We start from the raw sequence: 20,108 nt of genomic DNA, 5'->3' as shown, positions 1-20,108 counted from the left end.
CCGTCAGGGAGCGGCCCAGAACACGTACGTGGCGCTGTACGGCACCGACGCCTTCTCGCCGTCCGTGCAGGCGCCCGTCGGGGCGACGCCGCCCGAGGTGTTGAGCCGCTGGATGTGCGTGACAGGGCTGAGGATCCCGCTGCCGGTGTGGCTGTTGACGCCCAGCAGCAGCTCCGGGATGGCGTCCGGCGACGCCGGCCCGGCGGCGATCCGCGTGGCCGTGACCAGGGAGTCGTCGTGCTCCGACTGCCAGCTGGGGCCCGCGAAGTGGTGGAACGGGCCGCCCTGGCCCACCAGCCGGGCCTCCGGCGTGGAGGGGGTACCGGTGAACACGCCGCCGGTGCAGGTGTAGGTCTGGGTGCCCTTCTGGACGTGGACCTCCGCGATCTTCGTTGATCCCGGCGGCGGTGCGAGGTCGGGGTTGGTGTCCGAGTGCCCGCGTACCTCCTGTGCGGAGGCGTTGAACGTCACGGCGCCGAGGGCTACCACGACCGCCGCCATGCCGGTGGCCGCTGCCGCCCGTATCCGGGACCTGCGGGTGCTGAGCATCAAGATCTCCTCCGTAACCGGGCGGCTACGTGCCGCCCATATGCCGTACGGAACGGAACGGGCGACGGATGCGTTCGGGGGAGGATCTGGCACAGAAATACACTGTGGAGTGACTACGGCGTACGGATCCGGCTGCGGATCAGGAAACGCACCCCCTCGGGTGCCTCCAGTGAGAAGCCGCTGCCCCGTCCCGGCACGACGTCCACGGTGAGGTCTGTGTGTTTCCACGCGGCGTACTGCGCCGTACTCATCCAGAACGGCACCGGCTCGGCCACGCCCTCGATCCGCAACTCCTGCAGCAGCACGTCCGAGTCGCCGGTACGGAACTCGCCGGCCGGGTAGCACATCGGTGCGCTGCCGTCGCAGCAGCCGCCGCTCTGGTGGAACATCAGCGGCCCGTGCTGCCCCCGCAGCGCGCGGATCAGTTCCGCGGCCGCGGGGGTCACCTCGACACGGTCGCCCATCAGAAGAAACCCAGTGCCTTGGGGGAGTAGCTGACCAGCAGGTTCTTCGTCTGCTGGTAGTGGTCGAGCATCATCTTGTGGTTCTCCCGGCCGATGCCCGACTGCTTGTACCCGCCGAACGCGGCGTGCGCCGGATAGACGTGGTAGCAGTTCGTCCACACCCGGCCCGCCTGGATCGCCCGCCCGGCCCGGTACGCGGTCGTGCCGTCCCGGGTCCAGACGCCCGCGCCGAGGCCGTACAGGGTGTCGTTGGCCGTGGTGATCGCGTCCGCGTAGTCGGTGAACGAGGTGACCGCGACCACCGGGCCGAAGATCTCCTCCTGGAAGACCCGCATCGTGTTGCTGCCCTCCAGGATCGTCGGCTGCACGTAGTACCCGCCGGACAGGTCGCCGCCGAGTTCGGCGCGGGCGCCGCCGGTGCGGACCTTCGCCCCCTCCTGGCGGCCGATGTCCAGGTAGGAGAGGATCTTCTCCAACTGGTCGTTGGACGCCTGGGCGCCGACCATGGTGTCGGTGTCCAGTGGGTTGCCCTGGCGCATGTTCTCCACGCGCTTGACCCCGGCGGCGAGGAAGTCCGCGTAGTGGCCCTGTTGGATCAGCGCCCGGGACGGGCAGGTGCAGACTTCGCCCTGGTTGAGGGCGAACATCGCGAAGCCCTCCTGCGCCTTGTCGAAGAAGTCGTCGTCGGCCGCGCTGACGTCGTCGAAGAAGATGTTCGGGCTCTTGCCGCCCAGCTCCAGCGTCACCGGGATGATGTTCTCGCTGGCGTACTGCATGATCAGGCGGCCGGTGGTGGTCTCGCCGGTGAACGCGACCTTGGCGATCCGGTTCGACGAGGCGAGGGGCTTGCCCGCCTCCACGCCGAAGCCGTTGACGATGTTCACCACGCCGGGTGGGAGCAGGTCGGCGATCAGCGACATCAGGTAGTGGATCGACACAGGGGTCTGCTCGGCGGGCTTGAGCACCACCGCGTTGCCCGCGGCCAGCGCCGGGGCCAGCTTCCAGGCGGCCATCAGGATCGGGAAGTTCCACGGGATGATCTGGGCGACCACGCCCAGCGGCTCCTGGAAGTGGTACGCGACGGTGTCGGCGTCCACCTCGCTGAGGCTCCCCTCCTGCGCGCGGATGGCCCCGGCGAAGTAGCGGAAGTGGTCGACCGTCAGGGGGATGTCGGCCAGCAGGGTCTCGCGTACCGGCTTGCCGTTCTCCCAACTCTCGGCGACCGCCAGCTTCTCCAGGTTCGCCTCGATCCGGTCGGCGATCCGGTTGAGGACGGCGGCCCGTTCCGCGGGGGGTGTGCGGCCCCACGCGGGTGCGGCGGCGTGCGCCGCGTCCAGGGCCTTCTCCACGTCCTCGGCGGTGCCGCGGGCCACCTCGCAGAAGTCCTGGCCGGTGACCGGTGACGGGTTGGTGAAGTACCGGCCTTCGGCCGGTGGCACGTACTCGCCGCCGATCCAGTGGTCGTACCGGGACGCGTAACTCATGATCGCGCCGTCGGTGCCGGGTGGGGAGTAGACGGTCATGCGCACCTCCGAACCAGGGGACCGCCCGGGGCACCGTTGCCCCGGGCGGTATTGGGGGTGCGCTGACGCTAGGACCGGTGACGTTGCATCGACGTTGCGGCGCTGGGCAGTCCGTATTCGGCGGTGAGGCGGGAGATCCGGCTGAGCGCGAACGGGCGGGCGGGGGCGCCCGCCGGGAGCGCGGCCGCGTACGCCTCCCACATCTGCAGGTCGTCGGCGCCCCATGGCGAGCGCACCCAGGTCTGCAGCAGGCCCCGGTCGGTGCGGGCCAGGACGGCCGCGCGCAGCTGGTCCTCGACGAGGCGGCGCAGCCGGACGACGCCGGGCGCCTCGGAGCCGGGCAGCAGCGGCCCCGCGTACGCGGCCAGCGCGTCGGCCACCAGCCCCTGCTCCAGCAGCCGCGGCACGGTGCGGAAGTCGGCGTCCACCTCGGAGCGCAGCCGGTACGGCCGCGAGCCGAGCAGTTGCGGCCCGAGGACGCGGCGCAGCCGGGAGAGTTCGGCCCGCACGGTCACCGGGCTCGGGTCGTCCGGATACAGGTCGATGCCGAGCTGCTCGCCGGTACGGCCCTCCGGGTGCGCCAGCAGCAGGACGAGCAGTTCGGAGTGGCGGCGCCCGAGCCGGATCCGGCGCCCCGCGACGGTCAGCACGGCCTCGTCGCGCCCCAGCGCGGTCACCGCCGCCGCGGCACCCGGCCGCTGGGTCCGCAGGTACGCCTCGGCGGCCAGCGCCGTGGCCCGGACCAGCGCGAGGCTGTGCGGGTTGGCCAGGCGGTCCCCGCCGGTCACGTCGATCGCGCCGAGCACCCGCCCGGTGGCCGGGTCGTGGATCGGGGCGGCGGCGCAGGTCCAGTCCTGGACGGGGCGGCAGAAGTGCTCGGTGGCGAAGATCTGCAGCGGGTGGTCGACCGCCAGCGCGGTGCCCGGCGCGTTGGTGCCCGCGCTGGCCTCGTCCCACCGGGCGCCGGGCACGAAGTTCATCGCGGCGGCGCCGTCCAGTACGGCCGGGGTGCCCTCTACCCAGAGCAGCCGCCCGTGCGCGTCGCACACGGCGACGATGTGGTCGCCGTCCTCGGCCAGCCCGCCGAGCAGGTCCCGGAAGATCGGCAGCACGCAGGCCAGCGGGTGGGCCGCCCGGTACGCCTCCAGCTCGCCGTCGCTGAGCTCGATGGGCGGGGTGCCGTCCGGGTCGAACCGGGCGCCCGCGGAGCGCCGCCACGACTCCACCACGACCGGGCGTACCGGCAGCGCGGGCCCGGCGTCCCCGGACACGAACCGCTCGTACGCGCGGCCGACCTCGGTGATGCGGGCGGCGGGGTCGGCGCCCGCGTGGAGGGCGAGCCACGGGTTCGACATCAAGACCTCCGATCGCATCCCATCGTGGCCCGCGCGGGCCCGGCCCACAAGAAAGAGGTGATGGTCGATCGGCGGATCCCGGACGAGGGAAGCCGCCCGGCACGCTGCGGGTGCCCGGTCGGGTCGAGTGATCCGCCCGAGACGGTGGAGCCCAGCGGTTGCGGCCTGCCCGATACCGCCGCTCCGATAGTCTCGGGCAGAGGTAGTCATCGCTGAGGAGAGATCAATTGTCTGATCTGTCGCAGATCGTCAAGGCGTACGATGTGCGCGGAATCGTCCCGGATCAGCTCAATGAACCCGTGGCCCGCGCGCTCGGCACCGCGTTCGTGGAGATGCTGCGCGAATCCGGCGACGACCCGGAGACGATCGTCATCGGGCACGACATGCGCGAATCCGGCCCCGGCCTGGCCGCCGCGTTCGCCGCGGGCGTCAACGCCGCCGGGACGGCCATCCTGCACATCGGCCTCGCCTCCACCGACCAGCTGTACTACGCGTCGGGCGCGCTGAACCTGCCCGGCGCGATGTTCACCGCCAGCCACAACCCCGCCCAGTACAACGGGATCAAGCTGTGCCGGCCGGGCGCCCGGCCCGTCGGGCAGGACAGTGGCCTGGTCTTCGTCCGGCAGTACGCCGACGACCTGCTGGCCTCGCTGGCCGCCGTCGCCGACGGCGTGGAACGGATCGAGCACCGCGACCTGCTCGGCGACTACGCCGCGCACCTGCGCTCGCTGGTCGACCTGTCCGGCATCCGGCCGCTGAAGGTCGTGGTGGACGCGGGCAACGGCATGGGCGGGCACACCGTCCCGGCCGTGCTGGGCGACCGGGTGCTGCCCGGCCTGCCGCTGACGATCGTGCCGCTCTACTTCGAGCTGGACGGCTCGTTCCCGAACCACGAGGCCAACCCGCTCGACCCGGCCAACCTCGTCGACCTGCAGGCCGCAGTCCGCGAACACGGCGCCGACCTGGGCCTGGCCTTCGACGGCGACGCCGACCGCTGCTTCGTGGTCGACGAGCGCGGCGAGCCGGTCTCGCCGTCCGCGATCACCGCCCTGGTGGCGACCCGCGAGCTGGCGAAGTTCCCGGGCAGCACGGTGATCCACAACCTGATCACCTCGGCCGCGGTCCCCGAGATCATCACCGAGCACGGCGGCAAGCCGGTACGCAGCCGGGTCGGCCACTCGTTCATCAAGGCCGAGATGGCCCGGACGAACGCGGTCTTCGGCGGCGAGCACTCGGCGCACTACTACTTCCGCGACTTCTGGTACGCCGACACCGGCATGCTGGCCGCCATGCACGTGCTGGCCGCCCTGGGTGGCCAGGATCACCCGCTGTCGCGGTTCGCCGCCGTGTACGAGCGCTACAGCGCCTCCGGGGAGATCAACTCGACGGTGCCGGACGCCGCGGCCAAGATGGCGCAGGTCCGGGCCGCCTTCCCCACCGCCACGACCGACGAGCTGGACGGCCTCACGGTGTTCGTCGGCGAGGGCGCCTGGTTCAATCTGCGCGCGTCGAACACGGAGCCGCTGCTGCGGCTCAACGTCGAGGCGCCGAAACCTGATCGCATGGCGGCCCTGCGCGACGAGGTACTCGCCATCGTGCGCGGATAGGATCCTGGGGCCCGTACCGCACCCGAGCCGAAGGAGCCGTTCGGTGGCTCTCGATCCGCAGTTGCTGGAGATTCTGGCCTGCCCGGACACGCACCACGCGCCGCTGACCCATGACGCGGCGGCGCAGACGTTGACGTGCACCGAGTGTGGCCGGATCTTCGAGATCCGCGACGACATCCCCGTTCTGCTGCTCGACGAGGCCACGGTGCCCGAGAGCGGCCCTTCCGCGGAAAGCGGGTCGTGATGGCGTCCAGGGAAGGCACCGCGGGGGTCCACGGCCACCGCACGGCGGACGAGTCGCTGCTCGACGACGAACAGGTGATGCTCGGCAACGACCCGGGCGGCATGCTGCGCGCCACCGCGTCCGCGGGCGCCCAGGTCCGTGAGTCGGCCGCGCTGGCGGGCGAGACCGACCTGACCATGCTGGAGGACGAGGGCCGCCCGCGCGCGGTCGTCGTCGCCGGCATCGGTACGGCCGGACTGACCGGCAGCATCCTGGCCACGGTCGCGGGGCCCCGGTGTCCCGTACCGATCATCGGGCACCGCAGCGCGGGCGTACCCGGATGGGTCGGCGCCGCCGACGTGGTGATCGCGGTCTCGGCCAGCGGCCGCAGCCCCGAGGCGCTGGCGGCGGCGGACGCCGCCGCCCGGCGCGGCGCCCGGCTCGTCGCGATCGGCAACCCGGATTCCGAGCTGCAGGCCATGGCCGAACGCGCCCGCGCCCCCTTCATCCCGGTGCCGCGCCGCGCCCCGGCCCGCGCCAGCCTGTGGGGCCTGACCGTGCCGGTGCTGTTCGCCGGCCGCGCCCTCGGCCTGGTCAAGCTCGCCGAGGCGGACATCGCCGAGACCGCGATCCGGCTCGACGCGGACGCCGAGCGCTGCCGCCCCGGCGCGGAGTCGTTCGTCAACCCGGCGAAGTCGCTGGCCCTGGGCCTGGCCGGGTCCATCCCGATTGTCTGGGGCTCGTCGCCGCTGGCCACGGTCGCGGCCCGCCGGTTCGCCGACACCCTCGCCGCCAACGCCCGTTACCCGGTGATGGCCGGGGCGCTCGGCGAGGCCGGGCGTGGGCGGGTCGGCCTGCTCGACGGCGTCTTCGGCGGCCTGGCCGAGTCATCGCGGGACATCTTCGCCGACGACGAGGACGACACGCCCGGCCAGACCCGGCTGCGGCTGGTCGTGATGCGCGACGGCGGGCTCAACCCGGAGGACGAGGCGGACGAGCCGGTCGCGGTCGAGGAGCTCCGGGCCGACGCCGTGCAGACCCTCGCCGAGCGGCGCGGCGTGCGCTGTGATGTGATCACCGCGGAGGGCGGCTCGACGCTGGAGCGGCTGGCGTCGATCGTGGCCGTGCCGGACTTCGCCTCGCTGTACCTGGCGCTGGCGCACGGGCTCGACCCGATGGCGGTGCCCGCGATCAGCGAGATGAAGGAACTCAGCAACCCGCTGCCGGAGGCACTGTCGTGAGCGGATCCGCGGCGCGGATCCTCCGACGGCACGATCAGGGACAGTACGGCGGAGGACAGCGGTGAGTGCAGGCGGCGGAACCAAGGCGATCATCGCGGCGCTGGGGGCGAACCTCGGCATCGCGCTGACCAAGTTCATCGCCTGGGGGCTCAGCGGTTCGTCGTCCATGCTGGCCGAGGCGATCCACTCGGTCGCCGACTCCGGAAACCAGGCCCTGCTGCTGATCGGCGGCAAGCGGGCCACTCGCGCGGCCACCCCGCAACACCCCTTCGGGTACGGGCGGGAGCGCTACATCTACGCGTTCATCGTCTCGATCGTGCTGTTCTCCGTCGGCGGCCTGTTCGCGCTGTACGAGGCGTACCACAAGCTGCAGCACCCGGAGGGCATCCACAGCTGGCAGTGGGTGCCGGTGACGGTGCTGCTCATCGCGATCGGCCTGGAGAGCTACTCGTTCAGGACGGCGATCTCCGAGTCCAACCACATCCGGGGCACCACGTCGTGGGTGGACTTCGTGCGCCGCGCCAAGGCCCCGGAGCTGCCGGTCGTGCTGCTGGAGGACGCGGGCGCGCTGGTCGGCCTGGTCTTCGCCCTGTTCGGCGTGGGGCTCACGCTGATCACCGGGAACGGGGTGTGGGACGGCATCGGCACCGCGATGATCGGCCTGCTGCTCGTCGCGATCGCGGTGGTGCTGGCCATCGAGACAAAGAGCCTGCTGCTGGGCGAGGGTGCCGACCCGGAGGACGTCACCAGGATCGAGCAGGCGATCCTGGCCGGTCCCGGCATCGACCGGATCATCCACATGAAGACGCTGTACCTGGGCCCGGAGGAGCTGCTGGTCGCCGCGAAGATCGGGGTGCCGCGCACCGACCAGGCCGACGAGGTGGCCCGGCACATCGACGAGACCGAGGCGCGGATCCGCGCGGCGCTGCCCATCGCGCGGGTCATCTACCTCGAACCGGACATCTACCGCCCCGGCAAGGCGGACGCCGGTGACACCGCGGCCGCGGCGCCGGCCGGTCCCGTTCCGCCCGCGTTGGCATGAGCGGCGCGCGCGTCTTTCCGCTGACCGGGGTCATCCGTCCGTACGCCTGGGGCTCCCGGACGGCCATCGCGGCGCTGCAGGGGCGTCCGGCGCCGACCGAGTCCCCCGAGGCCGAGCTGTGGCTCGGTGCGCACCCCGGCGACCCGTCCAGCGTCACCGGTCCCGACGGACCGGCGAACCTGGCGAGCCTGATCGCCGCGGATCCCGAGGGCCAGCTCGGCGCGCAGGTGGCCGACGAGTTCGACGGCCGGCTGCCGTACCTGATGAAGGTGCTGGCCGCCGCCGCGCCGCTGTCGCTGCAGGCCCACCCGGACGCCGCGTACGCCCGCGAGGCGTACGCGCGGCAGCAGGCCGACCCGGACGCGCCGCGGATCTACACGGACCCGCACCACAAGCCGGAGGCGCTGGTCGCGCTGACCACGTTCGACGCGCTGTGCGGGTTCCGCGCGCCGGACGTGTCCGCGGCGGTGCTGGAAGGGCTGGCGCTGCCGCAGCTCGCGCCCGTGGTGGCCGCGCTGCGGTCCGGGACGGCGGGTCTGCGCGACGCGGTGCAGACGCTGCTGACCTGGCCGGCCGACGAGCGCCCGTCGCTGATCGAGTCGGTGGTCAGCGCGACCCTGGCCGCTCCCGACGACCATCCGTACGCCCGCGAGTTCGCGCTGGCGGCGGGCCTGGCCTCGCACTACCCGGGTGACCCCGGCGTCCTGGTCTCGCTGTTGCTCAACCACGTCCGGCTGGCGCCGGGCGAGGCGATCTGGATGCCGGCCGGCAACCTGCATGCGTACCTCGCGGGCACCGGCGTGGAGATCATGGCGGCCAGCGACAACGTGCTGCGCGGTGGCCTGACCCCGAAGCGGGTCGACGTGGACGAGCTGCTGCGCGTCCTGCGGTTCGAGGTGCTGACCGACCCGCTACTGCCGTCGTCCGAGGTGGCGCCGGGCGTGTCGACGTGGCGGGTGCCGGTACGCGAGTTCGAGCTGTACCGCATCACTCTCGACGGCGCACCGGTGCCCGTGCCCGTCGGCGGCCCGCGCATCGTGCTCGGGGTCCGCGGCGCGGTGACCGTCGCGCAGCCGGTCGAGGCGGCTCCTCCGGTCGTGCTGACGCCCGGCACGGCGGCGTACGCCCCGGCGGCGGCGGGGCCCGTCACGCTCTCCGGCGTCGGCGAGGCGTTCGTGGCGGCTGCAGCCGCCGGATAGCTGTTCGTCGCGGCCGGCCCCGGCTCGCTACGGGGAGTCGGCGCACGTCCTTGCGCGGGGTCACGGGCACTCTTCGGTCGCTTGCGCCACCACCGAGTGGGTGAATGTTGGTCCGACAATCAAATCGGAAATTTCTGGATTTGCTTGACATGGGCGTATGCGGAGTGTGAATCTATAACCACGCAGCGTCATTGGTGATCGGGGGGTCCCACGGACGCGCGCGGTACCAAACCGGGGGGATGAACGGGGCGGTGGGTCACGGACCTGCCGCCTCGTTCGCTGTCCGGGATCGGGCGGGGGGAGCCGACCGCTTCGGCGGGAGTCGCGCGTTCCCCGGCAGCTCACGGCGCCGCGGCGGTCACCTGTTCGAGTGGAAAGACAGCATCGAGCCCCGTCCATCGTGGACGGGGCTCGATCTTCTCGGGCGGGCCGGCGGTTGCCGCCACCGGCGCCGCCACCCCGGCTGAAGGGCCGGGGCCCGACCACCCTTGGGCCCGTCAATATGTCCATTAGCCCATGTCCGGTCCGGGTCTGCAAGTGCAGAAGGCGATCTGCAAGTTGCGGAACGTTACCGGAAACCCGGTACCGTGAGGCCGTGCCGAGGCCGACGACCACCGCTCGCCGTGAGCTCGGCGGCGAGCTGCGCCGGCTCCGGGGCGAACGCCGGGGCGCCACCGTGGCGGCTGCGCTCGGCTGGTCCGAGTCGAAGCTGAGTCGCATCGAGACCGCCCGTACCGGCATCCGCGACGCCGACCTCGATCGCCTCCTGGCCGCGTACGGCGTCACCGCGGGTGACCGGGTCCGCCTGCACGAGCTGGCCCGGCGCGGCCGGGCCCGGGTCTGGTGGAGCGCCTACCGCTCCGCGGTGCCCGACTCCTACGACGAGTACGTGGCGCTGGAGGCGGAGGCGGCCGTGCTCCGCGAGTGGGAGGCCCAGGTGATACCGGGCCTGCTGCAGACCGACGAGTACGCCCGCGCGGTGATCGCGGTCGGCGCGGACCGGACCGATCCGGAGACCGTGCAGCGCCGGGTCGCGTTGCGGATGGCCCGGCAGGCGGTGCTGACCCGCGACGCCCCGCCCCGGCTGTCCGTGGTGCTGGACGAGGCGGTGCTGTACCGGCAGGTCGGCGGCCCGGCCGTCATGCGGCGCCAGCTGCACCGGCTGCATGACGCGTGCGGCCGGCCCGGCATCGAGGTACGCGTGCTGCCGTTCGCCGCGGGCGCGCACGCGGCCCTGGCCGGCTCCTTCATGATCTTCGAGTTCGGTGTGCCGGGCCGGTCGGACGTGGCGCACGTCGAGGACGCCACGGGCGGCGTGTTCCGGGACCGGCCGGCCGAGGTGCAGATGTACCGCAAGTTCTTCGCCGACGTCCGGGACCGGGCACTCGACCCGGTCGCCAGCCGGGCCGTGGTCGCCCGTGCGGGGGACGAGCTGGACTGACTGCTCATGCGTTGGGTCGGATGGCTATTCAATGAGAGTCTCCGGAAGGGGCATGGCGTTGCAGCAGAACCTCGGGACGGCCCCCGCCTGGCGCAAGAGCGCGCGCAGTGCGGCGAACGGCCACTGTGTCGAGATCGCCCGGGCGAGGGAAGTGGTCCTGGTGCGCGATTCCCGGGATCCCGAGGGACCGGTGCTGGCCTTCGACGCGACAGGCTGGGCCGACTTCCTCTGTGGCGTACGGGCGGGGGAATTCGACCTGCGCCCGGCCGACTGACCCGGCGCCGGGGGGCCGTTCGACCTGTGATCAGGTGAATAGCCGGGCTGCTTGACGGGAGCGCCGCGACTCCGAGTAAGGTATGCCGAGCCTTAGTTAGGAATGCCTTAGCAAGGTGCTCGCGGCCGATCCCTCGACCGACGACGCCCCGGAAGTCGGAGTGCCATGCTCGCCACCTACCTCATCGGCCTGCGCGAGGGGTTGGAGGCCACCCTGGTGGTCAGCATCCTCATCGCCTTCCTCGTGAAGTCGCAGCGCAAGGACCGCCTGCCCCAGGTCTGGCTCGGTGTCGGCGCGGCGGTCGTCCTGTCCGTCCTGTTCGGCTGGCTGCTCAGCTACACGCAGACCACGCTGCTGCGCAACTACGACGACCGCGAGCTGTTCGAGGCCGTCACCTCCATCGCCGCCGTCGTCTTCGTCACCTGGATGATCTTCTGGATGCGCCGGGCCGCCCGGGGCATCGCCGGGGACCTGCGCAACAAGCTGAACGACGCGCTCGCGGTCGGCTCGTTCGCCGTACTGATCATGGCTTTCCTCGCTGTCGTTCGCGAGGGCCTCGAAACCTCCATGATCTTCTACGCCGCGGTACAGGGCGCCGACGTCAACGGCGGCCCGTTGTACGCGCTGCTCGGCGGCATCGCCACGTCCGTCGTCATCGGATACCTGCTGTTCGCCACCGCCGTACGGATCAACCTCGCGGTGTTCTTCACCTGGACCGGTGCACTGCTCATCCTGGTCGCCGCCGGCATCTTCAAGTACGGCGTGCACGATCTGCAGGAGTCCGGCGTGCTGCCCGGCATCAACCACATCGCCTTCCACGCCGCGGGCGTCCTCGACCCGTCGACCTGGTACGCCGCCCTGCTGTCCGGGATGTTCAACATCACCGCCGAGCCGACCGTGCTGGAGGTCGTCGCCTGGGTCGCCTACGGCGTGCCCGTGCTGGTGCTGTTCCTCTGGCGGCCGCGCCGCACCGCGGCGCCCGGTGTGCCCTCGACGTCGGCCCCCGCGGCCGATGCGCCCACAACGTCGGCGCCCGCGAACGCGGAGTCCGCGACCGGTGCGACCACGACGCCCGCCGCCACCGCGGAGCCCGGCACGACGGCCGCCTCCGCGGAGCCCACGACATCGGCCGCCGCGCTGCCTGCGCACTCCGAGCCGCAACCGCAGTCCGCCCCGGCGCCCGCGCCGCAACAGTAGGAGAACCCCCGCACCATGCGCACCACCCGAATCCTCGCCCTCGCCGCCGTCGGCACCCTCACCGGCGGCGCCCTGGCCGGGTGCACCGGCGACAAGTCCGACGGCGCTCCGGTGGCCGGCGGCCCGATCGCCGTCAAGGCGACCGACTCCGCTTGCGAGCTGGCCCGCACCACGCTCGACGCGGGCACCGCGGTCTTCAAGGTCACGAACTCCGGTGCCAAGGTCACCGAGTTCTACGTCTACGCGGACGGTGACCGGGTGATGGGCGAGGTGGAGAACATCACCCCCGGCCTCTCCCGCGAGCTGCGCGTCGAGCTGCCGGCCGGCACCTACCAGGCGTCCTGCAAGCCGGGCATGGTCGGCCAGGGCATCCGCACCGCGCTGACGGTCTCCGGTTCCGCCACGCCGCTGGCCGAGGACGCCGCGCTGGCCCGGGCCACCACCGACTACTCCCGGTACGTGCAGTCCCAGTCCACCGCGCTGGTCGACAAGACGGCCGAGTTCGCCGCCGCGGTCAAGGCGGGCGACGTGGCCAAGGCCAAGGCGCTGTACCCGGTGGCCCGTACGTACTACGAGCGGATCGAGCCGGTGGCCGAGACCTTCGGCGACCTCGACCCGAAGGTCGACGGCCGGGAGGACGGAGCTTCTAAGGAGCTGCCGTTCACCGGCTTCCACAAGCTGGAGAAGGACCTCTGGGTCGCCGGTGACGTGAGCAGGGACGGCGCCATCGCGGACCAGCTCGTGTCCGACATCAAGGCGGTCGCGGCGAAGGCGCAGTCCGAGAAGCTGTCCCCGCTGCAGCTCGCCAACGGCGCGAAGGAACTGCTCGACGAGGTCGCCAACGGCAAGATCACGGGCGAGGAGGACCGGTACTCGCACACCGATCTGTGGGACTTCGCGGCCAACGTGGAGGGTTCCAAGGCGGCCGTCGCGGCGCTGCGCCCGGCGCTGGCCGAGCGCGACCCGCAGCTCGTGAAGTCCATCGACGAGGGTTTCGCCAAGGTGGACGCGGAGCTGGCCAAGTACCGCGTCGGCGACGGCTGGAAGCTGCACAACCAGCTCACCGAGGCCGAGCTCAAGGGCCTGTCCGACGCGATCAACGCGCTGGCCGAGCCGATCAGCCAGATCGCCGGCGTCATCGCCAAGAAGTAGAGGAATCCGATGACTGAGAGCACCGTCAGCCGCCGCCGGGCCATTGCGCTGGCGGGCGCCGGGGTGGCCGGCATCGCCGGGGCGGCCGCGGTCGGCGGCGCGATCGTGCGTACCTGGCAGTCCGACGCGGAAGCGGCCGGTGCCGGCGCCGTCGCCGCGGACGCGATCGCCTTCGCCGGGGCGCACCAGGCCGGCATCGTCACCCCGGCCCAGGACCGGCTGCACTTCGTGGCGTTCGACGTGGTCACGAAGGACCGCGCCCGCCTGGTGCAGATGCTCAAGGACTGGACCGCGGCCGCGGCCCGGATGACCGCCGGGCGCGACGCCGGGGAGATCGGTGCGGTCGGCGGCATCCTGGAGGCGCCGCCGGACGACACCGGCGAGGCGATCGGGCTGCCGCCGTCCGGGCTGACCCTGACGGTCGGCTTCGGGCCGACCCTGTTCCGCGACGCCGCCGGCAAGGACCGCTTCGGCATCGCGGCGCAGCGGCCCGCCGCACTCGTGAACCTGCCGCACTTCCAGGGCGATCTGATCGAGGCGGCCATCTCCGACGGCGACATCTGCGTCCAGGCGTGCGCCAACGACCCCCAGGTGGCGGTGCATGCCATCCGCAACCTGGCCCGGATCGGGATGGGCGTGGTCACGGTGCGCTGGTCGCAGCTGGGCTTCGGCCGTACCTCGTCCACCACCAGGGACCAGGCCACCCCGCGCAACATGTTCGGCTTCAAGGACGGTACGGCCAACCTGAAGGCCGAGGAGACCGACCTGCTGCGCGACCACCTGTGGGTGCAGCCCGGCGACGGGCCCGCCTGGATGACCGGCGGCGCGTACGTGGTCACCCGGAAGGTCCGCATGCTCATCGAGACCTGGGACCGGACCTCGCTCGGCGAGCAGGAGGACATCATCGGCCGGACCAAGGGCAGCGGTGCGCCCCTGGGCAAGGCCGACGAGTTCGACGAGCCCGACCTCGACGCCAAGCGGCCCGACGGCCAGCCGGTCATCGCGGTCGACTCGCACGTACGGCTGGCCCACCCGACGGTGAACGCGGGTGCCCGCCTGCTGCGCCGCGGCTACAACTTCGTCGACGGCTCCGACGGCCTCGGCCGGCTCAACGCGGGCCTGTTCTTCATCGGCTACCAGCGCGACCCGCGTACCGCCTTCGTTCCGATCCAGCAGAATCTCGCGCGACACGACCACATGAACGAGTACATCCGGCACGTGTCGAGCGGTATCTTCGCCTGTCCACCCGGCATCACCGGCTCCAGTGACTACTGGGGGAGCACCCTCTTCGCGTGAGTCCGGGTGGCAAGATCGCCTGGGGCGCTTCCACCGGAACCGGAGAGGCAGTGCAATATTGGACCACATGAGAGCCCGGGTACTGGTGGTCGACGACGACCCCGCGCTGGCCGAGATGCTCGGCATCGTGCTGCGCAGCGAAGGATTCCTGCCCTCGTTCGTGGCCGACGGTGAGCGCGCTCTGTCCGCCTTTCGGGAGAACCGGCCGGACATCGTCCTCCTCGACCTCATGCTGCCCGGGATGAGCGGGATCGACGTGGCGCGGGCCATCCGGGGCGAGTCGGGCATCCCGATCGTCATGCTCACCGCCAAGAGCGACACGGTCGACGTCGTGCTGGGTCTGGAGTCCGGCGCCGACGACTACGTGGTGAAGCCGTTCAAGCCCAAGGAACTGGTGGCCCGGATGCGGGCCCGGCTGCGCCGGGGCGAGGACGCCGCGCCGGAGATGCTCACGATCGGGCCGCCCGGCAACCAGATCACCATCGACGTGCCCGCGCACACGGTCGCCCGCGACGGCGACGAGGTGAAGCTGACCCCGCTCGAATTCGACCTGCTGGTCGCGCTCGCCCGCAAGCCGCGCCAGGTGTTCACCCGCGAGGTGCTGCTGGAGCAGGTGTGGGGTTACCGGCACGCCGCGGACACCCGGCTGGTCAACGTGCACGTGCAGCGGCTGCGCGCCAAGATCGAGCCGGACCCGGAGCGCCCGGAGATCATCCTGACCGTGCGCGGGGTCGGCTACAAGGCCGGCACCGGGTAGGTCGCCCAAGATCGGCAGGCCAAGATCGGCAGGTAAGACACAGGCGGGACGGTAGGGCGGAGACCGGGACGGCCCCGTCCACAGGCGGACACCGGGCGGGTGGGCGACCCGCTAACCTTGGCCGAGATGCGCGCTCCGACCTGGCTTCCCATGCCCGTGCGCCGCCTGCTGCGGCACGTGCGGCGCTATTGGCGTGCCCTGGTGCGGTGGGCTCGCCGCACCGCGGCGCCCGCCCGCCGCGCGTGGCGGCGCTCCCTGCAGGCCCGCGTCATCAGCATCACCCTAGTCGCGTCCAGCCTGCTCGTCGGCGGCTTCGGCTGGTTCGTCGCGGATCGCAGCGCCAAGATCCTGCTCAACCGCGCGCAGGACGAGGTCGAGGCGCAGATGCGCACCAAGGTGGAGTACGCGTACCGCCAGCTCACCGTGCACCGCCAGGTCTTCGACCCGAAGCTGCCCTCGACCATGCGCGCCACGGTCGACCACCTGGCCGACGGCAACCCGGCAGAGAACGGCGGCGCCATCGTCACGCTGCGCGCCGCGGAGTACCCGGACCTCAAGCCGGTCAGCTCCACCAACGTCGACACCTCGCAGCTGATCACCCCCGAGCTGGTCAAGGCGGTGGCCGGGCGCGGCGGCGAGTATCAGCAGATCCGTACGGCCGAGATCGCCGGGGTGCAGACGAAGTTCCTGGTGTCCGGTTCGCCGGTGCCCACCAGCTTCGGCCACGTCGAGCTGTATTACCTGGTCCCGCTCACCACCGAGGACCGGGCGGCCAACCAGATCCGCACCACGGTGCTGGTCACCGGACTGACCCTGGTGTTGCTGCTGGGGATCGTCGCGGCCCTGGTGACCCGGCTGGTGGTGACCCCGGTCCGGGACGCCGCGCGGACCGCTCAGCGGCTCTCCGCCGGCCTGCTGGATCAGCGCATGAAGGTCACCGGCGAGGACGAGCTGGCCCTGCTGGCCGCGTCGTTCAACCAGATGGCGGCGAACCTGCAGCGGCAGATCGTCCGGCTGGAGGAGATGTCGCGGCTGCAGCGGCGCTTCACCTCCGACGTGTCGCACGAGCTGCGCACCCCGCTGACCACCGTACGGATGGCTGCCGACCTGCTCTTCGCCGAGCGCGACGAGTTCGACCCGGCGGTGGCCCGCAGCGCCGAGCTGCTCCAGGCGGAGCTGGACCGGTTCGAGAGCCTGCTCACCGACCTGCTGGAGATCAGCCGGTTCGACGCCGGCTTCGCCGCGCTGGACGCCGAGCACGCCGACCTCGTGCCGATCGTGCAGCGGGTCACCGAGCGGCTCACCGGGCTCGCCGAGCGGGTCGGCGTGACCATCGAGCTGCGCCTGCCGGACACCCCCGTGATCGCCGAGGTGGATCCGCGCCGGGTCGAGCGGATCCTGCGCAACCTCGTCGGCAACGCCGTCGAGCACGGCGAGGGCAAGCCGGTCGAGGTGACCCTCGCCTGCGACGACGCGGCCGTGGCGGTCACCGTCCGCGACCACGGCGTGGGCCTCAAACCGGGGGAGGAGCGGCTGGTGTTCAACCGGTTCTGGCGTGCCGACCCGTCCCGGGCCCGGCAGACCGGCGGCACCGGCCTCGGCCTGTCCATCAGCGTCGAGGACGCCCGGCTGCACGGCGGCTGGCTGGAGGCGTGGGGCAGCCCCGGCAACGGTGCCCAGTTCCGCCTCACCCTGCCCGTACGGTCCGGCGACCGGCTGGTGGCCGCGCCGCTGCCGCTGATCCCGCGCGACCCGCTGCCGACCGGTCCCGCCGCCATCACCGCCGGTCCTGCCGTGCACGAGCCGGACGCAGCGACGCCGCTGACCGCGCAGGCCGGGGTGGCTTCGCCGGGGGTGGGCACGCCAGCGGTGGACGCCGCCGAGAAGCCCGCGCCAGGGGCCGCGGGTTCCGTCGCGGCCGACGCGGCCGAGGTGATCGGATGAGACGGCCCCGGCGTTCCCTGCGCCTGCTGCTGGCCGGCGCGGTCCTGATCGCGCTGGGGCTCGGCGGCTGCGGCATCCCGGACAACAGCACCGTGCTCCCGATCGGGCCGGGCCCGACCACCGGCACGTCGTCGGGCAACGACGTCCCACCCACCCGCAACGACCGCGAGGCCACCCTCGACAAGGCCCAGTTCGTGCAGTATTACCTCCAGGCCGCCGCCGGGGTCTTCGACGACGCCCCGAACCGGGTCCGCAAGTTCCTGGCCCCGATCACCGCGGCCACGTTCAAGCCGTCACCCGACATCCACGTGGTCCGCCAGATCGAGAAGCCGCTGGTCAACCCGGGCAGCGACAACGTGACAGTGAAGGTGCAGCAGGTCGGGGTGCTGGGCCGCAACGGCATCCTCGAACCCACCCCGAACGAGCCGGTCGTCGAGCATCACCTGGTGGTCGGCACCCTGACGGGCCAGTCCGGGCTGTTCATGCAGAAGGCGCCACCGCAGCTGCTGCTCAGCGACGAGGCGTTCACGAACTTCTACGTCCAGCGGACGATCTACTTCTGGAACACCGAGCGCAGCGGCCTCGTCCCGGACGTCCGTTACATGCCGCTGAGCGTGCCCAGCGAGCAGCAGCCGACCGAGATCCTCCGGTGGCTCAGCGCCGGTCCCGCGCCGTGGCTCACCGACGCGGTCGACCCGCTGCCCGAGGGGACCGCCGCGATCGGCAACGTCCCCGCGGTCAGCAACGACAAGCTGCAGATCAACCTCAGTGATCAGGCGCTGCCGCAGGCGGAGGACACCCGGGCGCTGGACCGGCTCCGCAAACAGCTGATGTGGTCGCTGCGGCCGAACCTGCCGCGGGTCCTCGAATTGCGCATCGGGCACGGCGACCCGATCGACTACACCGACGACCTGGACTACCTGGCCAGCAACTTCGCGTACCGGCTGGCGGACCGGCCGGAGCGCTTCGTGGTGTTCGACGGGCGCATCCGGCGGCTGTCCGGTTCCGCGGCGGCCACCGAGCCGGTCCCGCTGCTGACCCCGGCCGACAATCGCAACGTCCGGGCCGCGGCGATCAGCACCTCGGTCAGCGACGCGTACGCCGCCGTGGTGGTCGGCGAGGCCGGCGGCAAGCAGAGCCTGAAGGTGGGCGTCAGCCGTCTCGACGGGCAGGCTCCGCTACGCAAGGTCACGCTGCCCGGCCCGCTCGGCCACCCGTCCTGGGCGGTGACCCCGGACCAGCGGGCCGCCAGCGCGTTCGGCCTCATCCCCGCGGGTGGCGCGTTGTACGCCTTCACCACCGCGGGCGGACCGGCCCGGCGTATCGACGTGTCGGTCGACGCGGGCCCCGTCACGGCGGTGGCGATCGCCCCTGACGCGCACCGGGTCGCCTTCGTGGCGGGCGGGCGGCTCTACGTCTCCGTGCTGGCGACCAGCGGAGACGCGCTGCAGCTCAGCTCTCCGCGGCAGATCCGTACCCCGCTGCGCGAGGTCACCGCGGTGGACTGGAGCGGCGAGGGCTGGCTGGCGGTGGCCGGGGTCCGGGCGGACACCCGACGCGTGGCGATCATGGACGTGTCGATCGACGGCGTCCTGGAGTACGACCGGCTGCAGGACCTGGGCACGGAGGAGGTCAGCTACCTGACCGCCTACCCGGCGAACCCGGCGACCGGGCGGGTCACCTCCAACTCGGTCAACTACGTGCAGGGCGGGGTCGCCTACGACGCCCTGTTCGAGGCGGTCAAGATCACCGTGGCGAACCTCGCCGAGCCGGTGCAGAACCCGCCCGCCGGGGTCGCCCCCACCGCCCCGTTCTTCCTCAACTGACGTGCCCACCGGCCACCGTGCCCCCGCCTGACCGCCCCGTCGGCCGCGCGTCGGCCGCGGGGGAGCTGCTGGCCGGGCTGGCCGATCTGGTGCTGCCCTCTGCATGCGCCGGGTGCGGCGCCGAGCGGGTGCCGTTGCGGCTCGGCACCTGCGCGGACTGCGTCGTCGCGCTGGAAGTGCTGACCCCGTATCCGGCCGTGCCCGTGCCACCGCCGCGGGGCATGCCGCCGTGCACCGCGGTCGGGCCGTACGCCGGGCCCCTGCGCGGCGTGCTGTTGGCGTACAAGGAAAAGGGCCGGCACCGCCTGGCCCGACCGCTCGGCGCCCTGCTGGCGGGCGCCGTCGCGGCCGCGGCGGTTCGCGCCGGCGCCGCGACCGGGACGCCGCTGCTGCTCGTGCCGGTCCCGTCGACCGCGGCCGCCGCCCGCCGCCGGCACGGGGACCACCTGGCGCGCCTGGCCGGGCACGCGGTACGCCGCCTGCGCGCCGCCGGTTGGCACGCGGAACTCGCCCGGCCGTTGCGGGCCGCGCCCCGCCCCGACTCGGCGGATCTGGATGCGGCCGCCCGGGCGGCCGTGGCTGAGAGTTCGCTGCGAATCAAGGGGACCCGGATCGGCATTTCGCAGCGGCGATCGACGATGAGAGGCACGCTGGTGGTGGTGGACGACATCGTCACCACGGGCGCCACGCTCGCCGCGGTGGCAACTCGGCTCACGGAGGCGAACATGCAGGTTGCGGGCGCTGCGGTGCTGGCCGCGACGCAGCTGCGCCGGGCGGACCGGGGCAGCGGCCGGAGCTCGCACCGGCCGGTCGTGATCCGGGCCCAAAGTCCTGAAGCGCTTCCCCGAACGAGGGGTGACTGGGGCGCATCCGCACGTTAGCGTCTTGATGACGAGGGTAAGTGCCACGACTTACCCACCACCGGAAGCCGGCGTCGCGAGACCGACCTGCCGCTTCGGAAAGGAGTCGTCTTCCCGCCAATGGCCCGGCCCCTGCCGGATTCCCCGTGAACCGGCAT

18 protein-coding genes are annotated in these 20,108 nt (G+C 72.3%); 14 read left to right on the top strand and 4 right to left on the bottom strand.

What is annotated here, in order from left to right; all coding sequences use genetic code 11:
* Nucleotides 1-3: 3 nt before the first annotated feature.
* From ACMCNN_RS25120 to ACMCNN_RS25105, 4 genes are all read right to left on the bottom strand, one after another.
* A complete protein-coding gene (locus ACMCNN_RS25120; RefSeq protein WP_412742971.1) occupies nucleotides 4-549 on the bottom strand; it encodes a DUF3455 domain-containing protein in 546 nt (181 codons plus the stop codon).
* 113 nt (nucleotides 550-662) lie between these two features.
* Entirely contained in the window at nucleotides 663-1,013 is a 351-nt protein-coding gene (locus ACMCNN_RS25115) for a DUF779 domain-containing protein (RefSeq protein WP_412742970.1), read from the bottom strand.
* Nucleotides 1,013-2,536 carry an aldehyde dehydrogenase family protein gene (locus ACMCNN_RS25110; protein ID WP_412742969.1) on the bottom strand — a complete coding sequence of 508 codons (1,524 nt, stop codon included), beginning with the start codon at nucleotides 2,534-2,536 and terminating at the stop codon, nucleotides 1,013-1,015. Before ACMCNN_RS25110 ends, ACMCNN_RS25115 begins: the two co-directional genes overlap by 1 nt.
* Before the next feature lie 68 nt (nucleotides 2,537-2,604).
* On the bottom strand, nucleotides 2,605-3,891 hold the full coding sequence (locus ACMCNN_RS25105) for a GAF domain-containing protein (RefSeq protein WP_412742968.1): 1,287 nt from the start codon (nucleotides 3,889-3,891) through the stop codon (nucleotides 2,605-2,607).
* Between the two features lie 227 nt (nucleotides 3,892-4,118).
* Between ACMCNN_RS25105 and ACMCNN_RS25100 the strand changes: the two genes are divergently transcribed.
* The 14 genes from ACMCNN_RS25100 to ACMCNN_RS25035 all read left to right on the top strand — a co-directional run bounded on the left by ACMCNN_RS25100 (nucleotide 4,119) and on the right by ACMCNN_RS25035 (nucleotide 19,971).
* Nucleotides 4,119-5,498, top strand: a complete 1,380-nt coding sequence (locus tag ACMCNN_RS25100) for a phosphomannomutase/phosphoglucomutase (protein WP_412742967.1) — start codon at nucleotides 4,119-4,121, stop codon at nucleotides 5,496-5,498.
* 43 nt (nucleotides 5,499-5,541) lie between these two features.
* Complete coding sequence (locus ACMCNN_RS25095; protein WP_412742966.1) at nucleotides 5,542-5,742, top strand: Trm112 family protein; 201 nt, start codon at nucleotides 5,542-5,544, stop codon at nucleotides 5,740-5,742.
* Entirely contained in the window at nucleotides 5,742-6,962 is a 1,221-nt protein-coding gene (locus ACMCNN_RS25090; protein ID WP_412742965.1) for an SIS domain-containing protein, read from the top strand. Before ACMCNN_RS25095 ends, ACMCNN_RS25090 begins: the two co-directional genes overlap by 1 nt.
* A gap of 61 nt (nucleotides 6,963-7,023) precedes the next feature.
* Nucleotides 7,024-8,004 carry a cation diffusion facilitator family transporter gene (locus ACMCNN_RS25085; protein ID WP_412742964.1) on the top strand — a complete coding sequence of 327 codons (981 nt, stop codon included), beginning with the start codon at nucleotides 7,024-7,026 and terminating at the stop codon, nucleotides 8,002-8,004.
* Nucleotides 8,001-9,203 carry a mannose-6-phosphate isomerase, class I gene (gene manA, locus ACMCNN_RS25080; RefSeq protein WP_412742963.1) on the top strand — a complete coding sequence of 401 codons (1,203 nt, stop codon included), beginning with the start codon at nucleotides 8,001-8,003 and terminating at the stop codon, nucleotides 9,201-9,203. The genes ACMCNN_RS25085 and manA overlap by 4 nt, the downstream gene beginning before the upstream one ends.
* A gap of 595 nt (nucleotides 9,204-9,798) precedes the next feature.
* Nucleotides 9,799-10,644, top strand: coding sequence for a helix-turn-helix domain-containing protein (locus ACMCNN_RS25075; protein WP_412742962.1), 846 nt, complete (start codon nucleotides 9,799-9,801; stop codon nucleotides 10,642-10,644).
* Nucleotides 10,645-10,696: 52 nt separating this feature from the next.
* A complete protein-coding gene (locus tag ACMCNN_RS25070; RefSeq protein ID WP_412742961.1) occupies nucleotides 10,697-10,918 on the top strand; it encodes a DUF397 domain-containing protein in 222 nt (73 codons plus the stop codon).
* 165 nt (nucleotides 10,919-11,083) lie between these two features.
* Nucleotides 11,084-12,115 (top strand): iron uptake transporter permease EfeU, encoded by a 1,032-nt coding sequence (gene efeU, locus ACMCNN_RS25065; protein ID WP_412742960.1) that lies wholly within the window; start codon nucleotides 11,084-11,086, stop codon nucleotides 12,113-12,115.
* A gap of 15 nt (nucleotides 12,116-12,130) precedes the next feature.
* Nucleotides 12,131-13,267: an iron uptake system protein EfeO gene (gene efeO / locus ACMCNN_RS25060; RefSeq protein WP_412742959.1), complete on the top strand. Its 1,137-nt coding sequence runs from the start codon at nucleotides 12,131-12,133 to the stop codon at nucleotides 13,265-13,267.
* Nucleotides 13,268-13,276: 9 nt separating this feature from the next.
* On the top strand, nucleotides 13,277-14,563 hold the full coding sequence (gene efeB / locus ACMCNN_RS25055) for an iron uptake transporter deferrochelatase/peroxidase subunit (protein ID WP_412742958.1): 1,287 nt from the start codon (nucleotides 13,277-13,279) through the stop codon (nucleotides 14,561-14,563).
* Between the two features lie 67 nt (nucleotides 14,564-14,630).
* Nucleotides 14,631-15,320, top strand: a complete 690-nt coding sequence (mtrA, locus tag ACMCNN_RS25050) for an MtrAB system response regulator MtrA (protein ID WP_412739320.1) — start codon at nucleotides 14,631-14,633, stop codon at nucleotides 15,318-15,320.
* Nucleotides 15,321-15,470: 150 nt separating this feature from the next.
* Complete coding sequence (gene mtrB / locus ACMCNN_RS25045; protein WP_412747261.1) at nucleotides 15,471-17,264, top strand: MtrAB system histidine kinase MtrB; 1,794 nt, start codon at nucleotides 15,471-15,473, stop codon at nucleotides 17,262-17,264.
* Nucleotides 17,261-19,090 (top strand): LpqB family beta-propeller domain-containing protein, encoded by a 1,830-nt coding sequence (locus ACMCNN_RS25040; protein ID WP_412742957.1) that lies wholly within the window; start codon nucleotides 17,261-17,263, stop codon nucleotides 19,088-19,090. The genes mtrB and ACMCNN_RS25040 overlap by 4 nt, the downstream gene beginning before the upstream one ends.
* Nucleotides 19,091-19,107: 17 nt before the next feature.
* Nucleotides 19,108-19,971 carry a ComF family protein gene (locus ACMCNN_RS25035; RefSeq protein ID WP_412742956.1) on the top strand — a complete coding sequence of 288 codons (864 nt, stop codon included), beginning with the start codon at nucleotides 19,108-19,110 and terminating at the stop codon, nucleotides 19,969-19,971.
* The last annotated feature ends 137 nt before the right edge of the window (nucleotides 19,972-20,108 follow it).

The organism is Krasilnikovia sp. MM14-A1004 (assembly GCF_047159485.1).
Lineage (GTDB): Bacteria > Actinomycetota > Actinomycetes > Mycobacteriales > Micromonosporaceae > Actinoplanes.
Note: the sequence above shows the minus strand (reverse complement) of the source record. Positions and strands in the feature narration are given on the sequence as shown.

What these genes read in the sequence shown, in the direction of transcription:
- ACMCNN_RS25120 (WP_412742971.1), bottom strand. Translation starts at nt 549, where the DNA reads ATGCTCAGCACCCGCAGGTCCCGGATACGGGCGGCAGCGGCCACCGGC.
- ACMCNN_RS25115 (WP_412742970.1), bottom strand. Translation starts at nt 1,013, where the DNA reads ATGGGCGACCGTGTCGAGGTGACCCCCGCGGCCGCGGAACTGATCCGC.
- ACMCNN_RS25110 (WP_412742969.1), bottom strand. Translation starts at nt 2,536, where the DNA reads ATGACCGTCTACTCCCCACCCGGCACCGACGGCGCGATCATGAGTTAC.
- ACMCNN_RS25105 (WP_412742968.1), bottom strand. Translation starts at nt 3,891, where the DNA reads ATGTCGAACCCGTGGCTCGCCCTCCACGCGGGCGCCGACCCCGCCGCC.
- ACMCNN_RS25090 (WP_412742965.1), top strand. Translation starts at nt 5,742, where the DNA reads ATGGCGTCCAGGGAAGGCACCGCGGGGGTCCACGGCCACCGCACGGCG.
- manA (WP_412742963.1), top strand. Translation starts at nt 8,001, where the DNA reads ATGAGCGGCGCGCGCGTCTTTCCGCTGACCGGGGTCATCCGTCCGTAC.
- ACMCNN_RS25070 (WP_412742961.1), top strand. Translation starts at nt 10,697, where the DNA reads ATGGCGTTGCAGCAGAACCTCGGGACGGCCCCCGCCTGGCGCAAGAGC.
- efeU (WP_412742960.1), top strand. Translation starts at nt 11,084, where the DNA reads ATGCTCGCCACCTACCTCATCGGCCTGCGCGAGGGGTTGGAGGCCACC.
- efeO (WP_412742959.1), top strand. Translation starts at nt 12,131, where the DNA reads ATGCGCACCACCCGAATCCTCGCCCTCGCCGCCGTCGGCACCCTCACC.
- efeB (WP_412742958.1), top strand. Translation starts at nt 13,277, where the DNA reads ATGACTGAGAGCACCGTCAGCCGCCGCCGGGCCATTGCGCTGGCGGGC.
- mtrA (WP_412739320.1), top strand. Translation starts at nt 14,631, where the DNA reads ATGAGAGCCCGGGTACTGGTGGTCGACGACGACCCCGCGCTGGCCGAG.
- mtrB (WP_412747261.1), top strand. Translation starts at nt 15,471, where the DNA reads ATGCCCGTGCGCCGCCTGCTGCGGCACGTGCGGCGCTATTGGCGTGCC.
- ACMCNN_RS25040 (WP_412742957.1), top strand. Translation starts at nt 17,261, where the DNA reads ATGAGACGGCCCCGGCGTTCCCTGCGCCTGCTGCTGGCCGGCGCGGTC.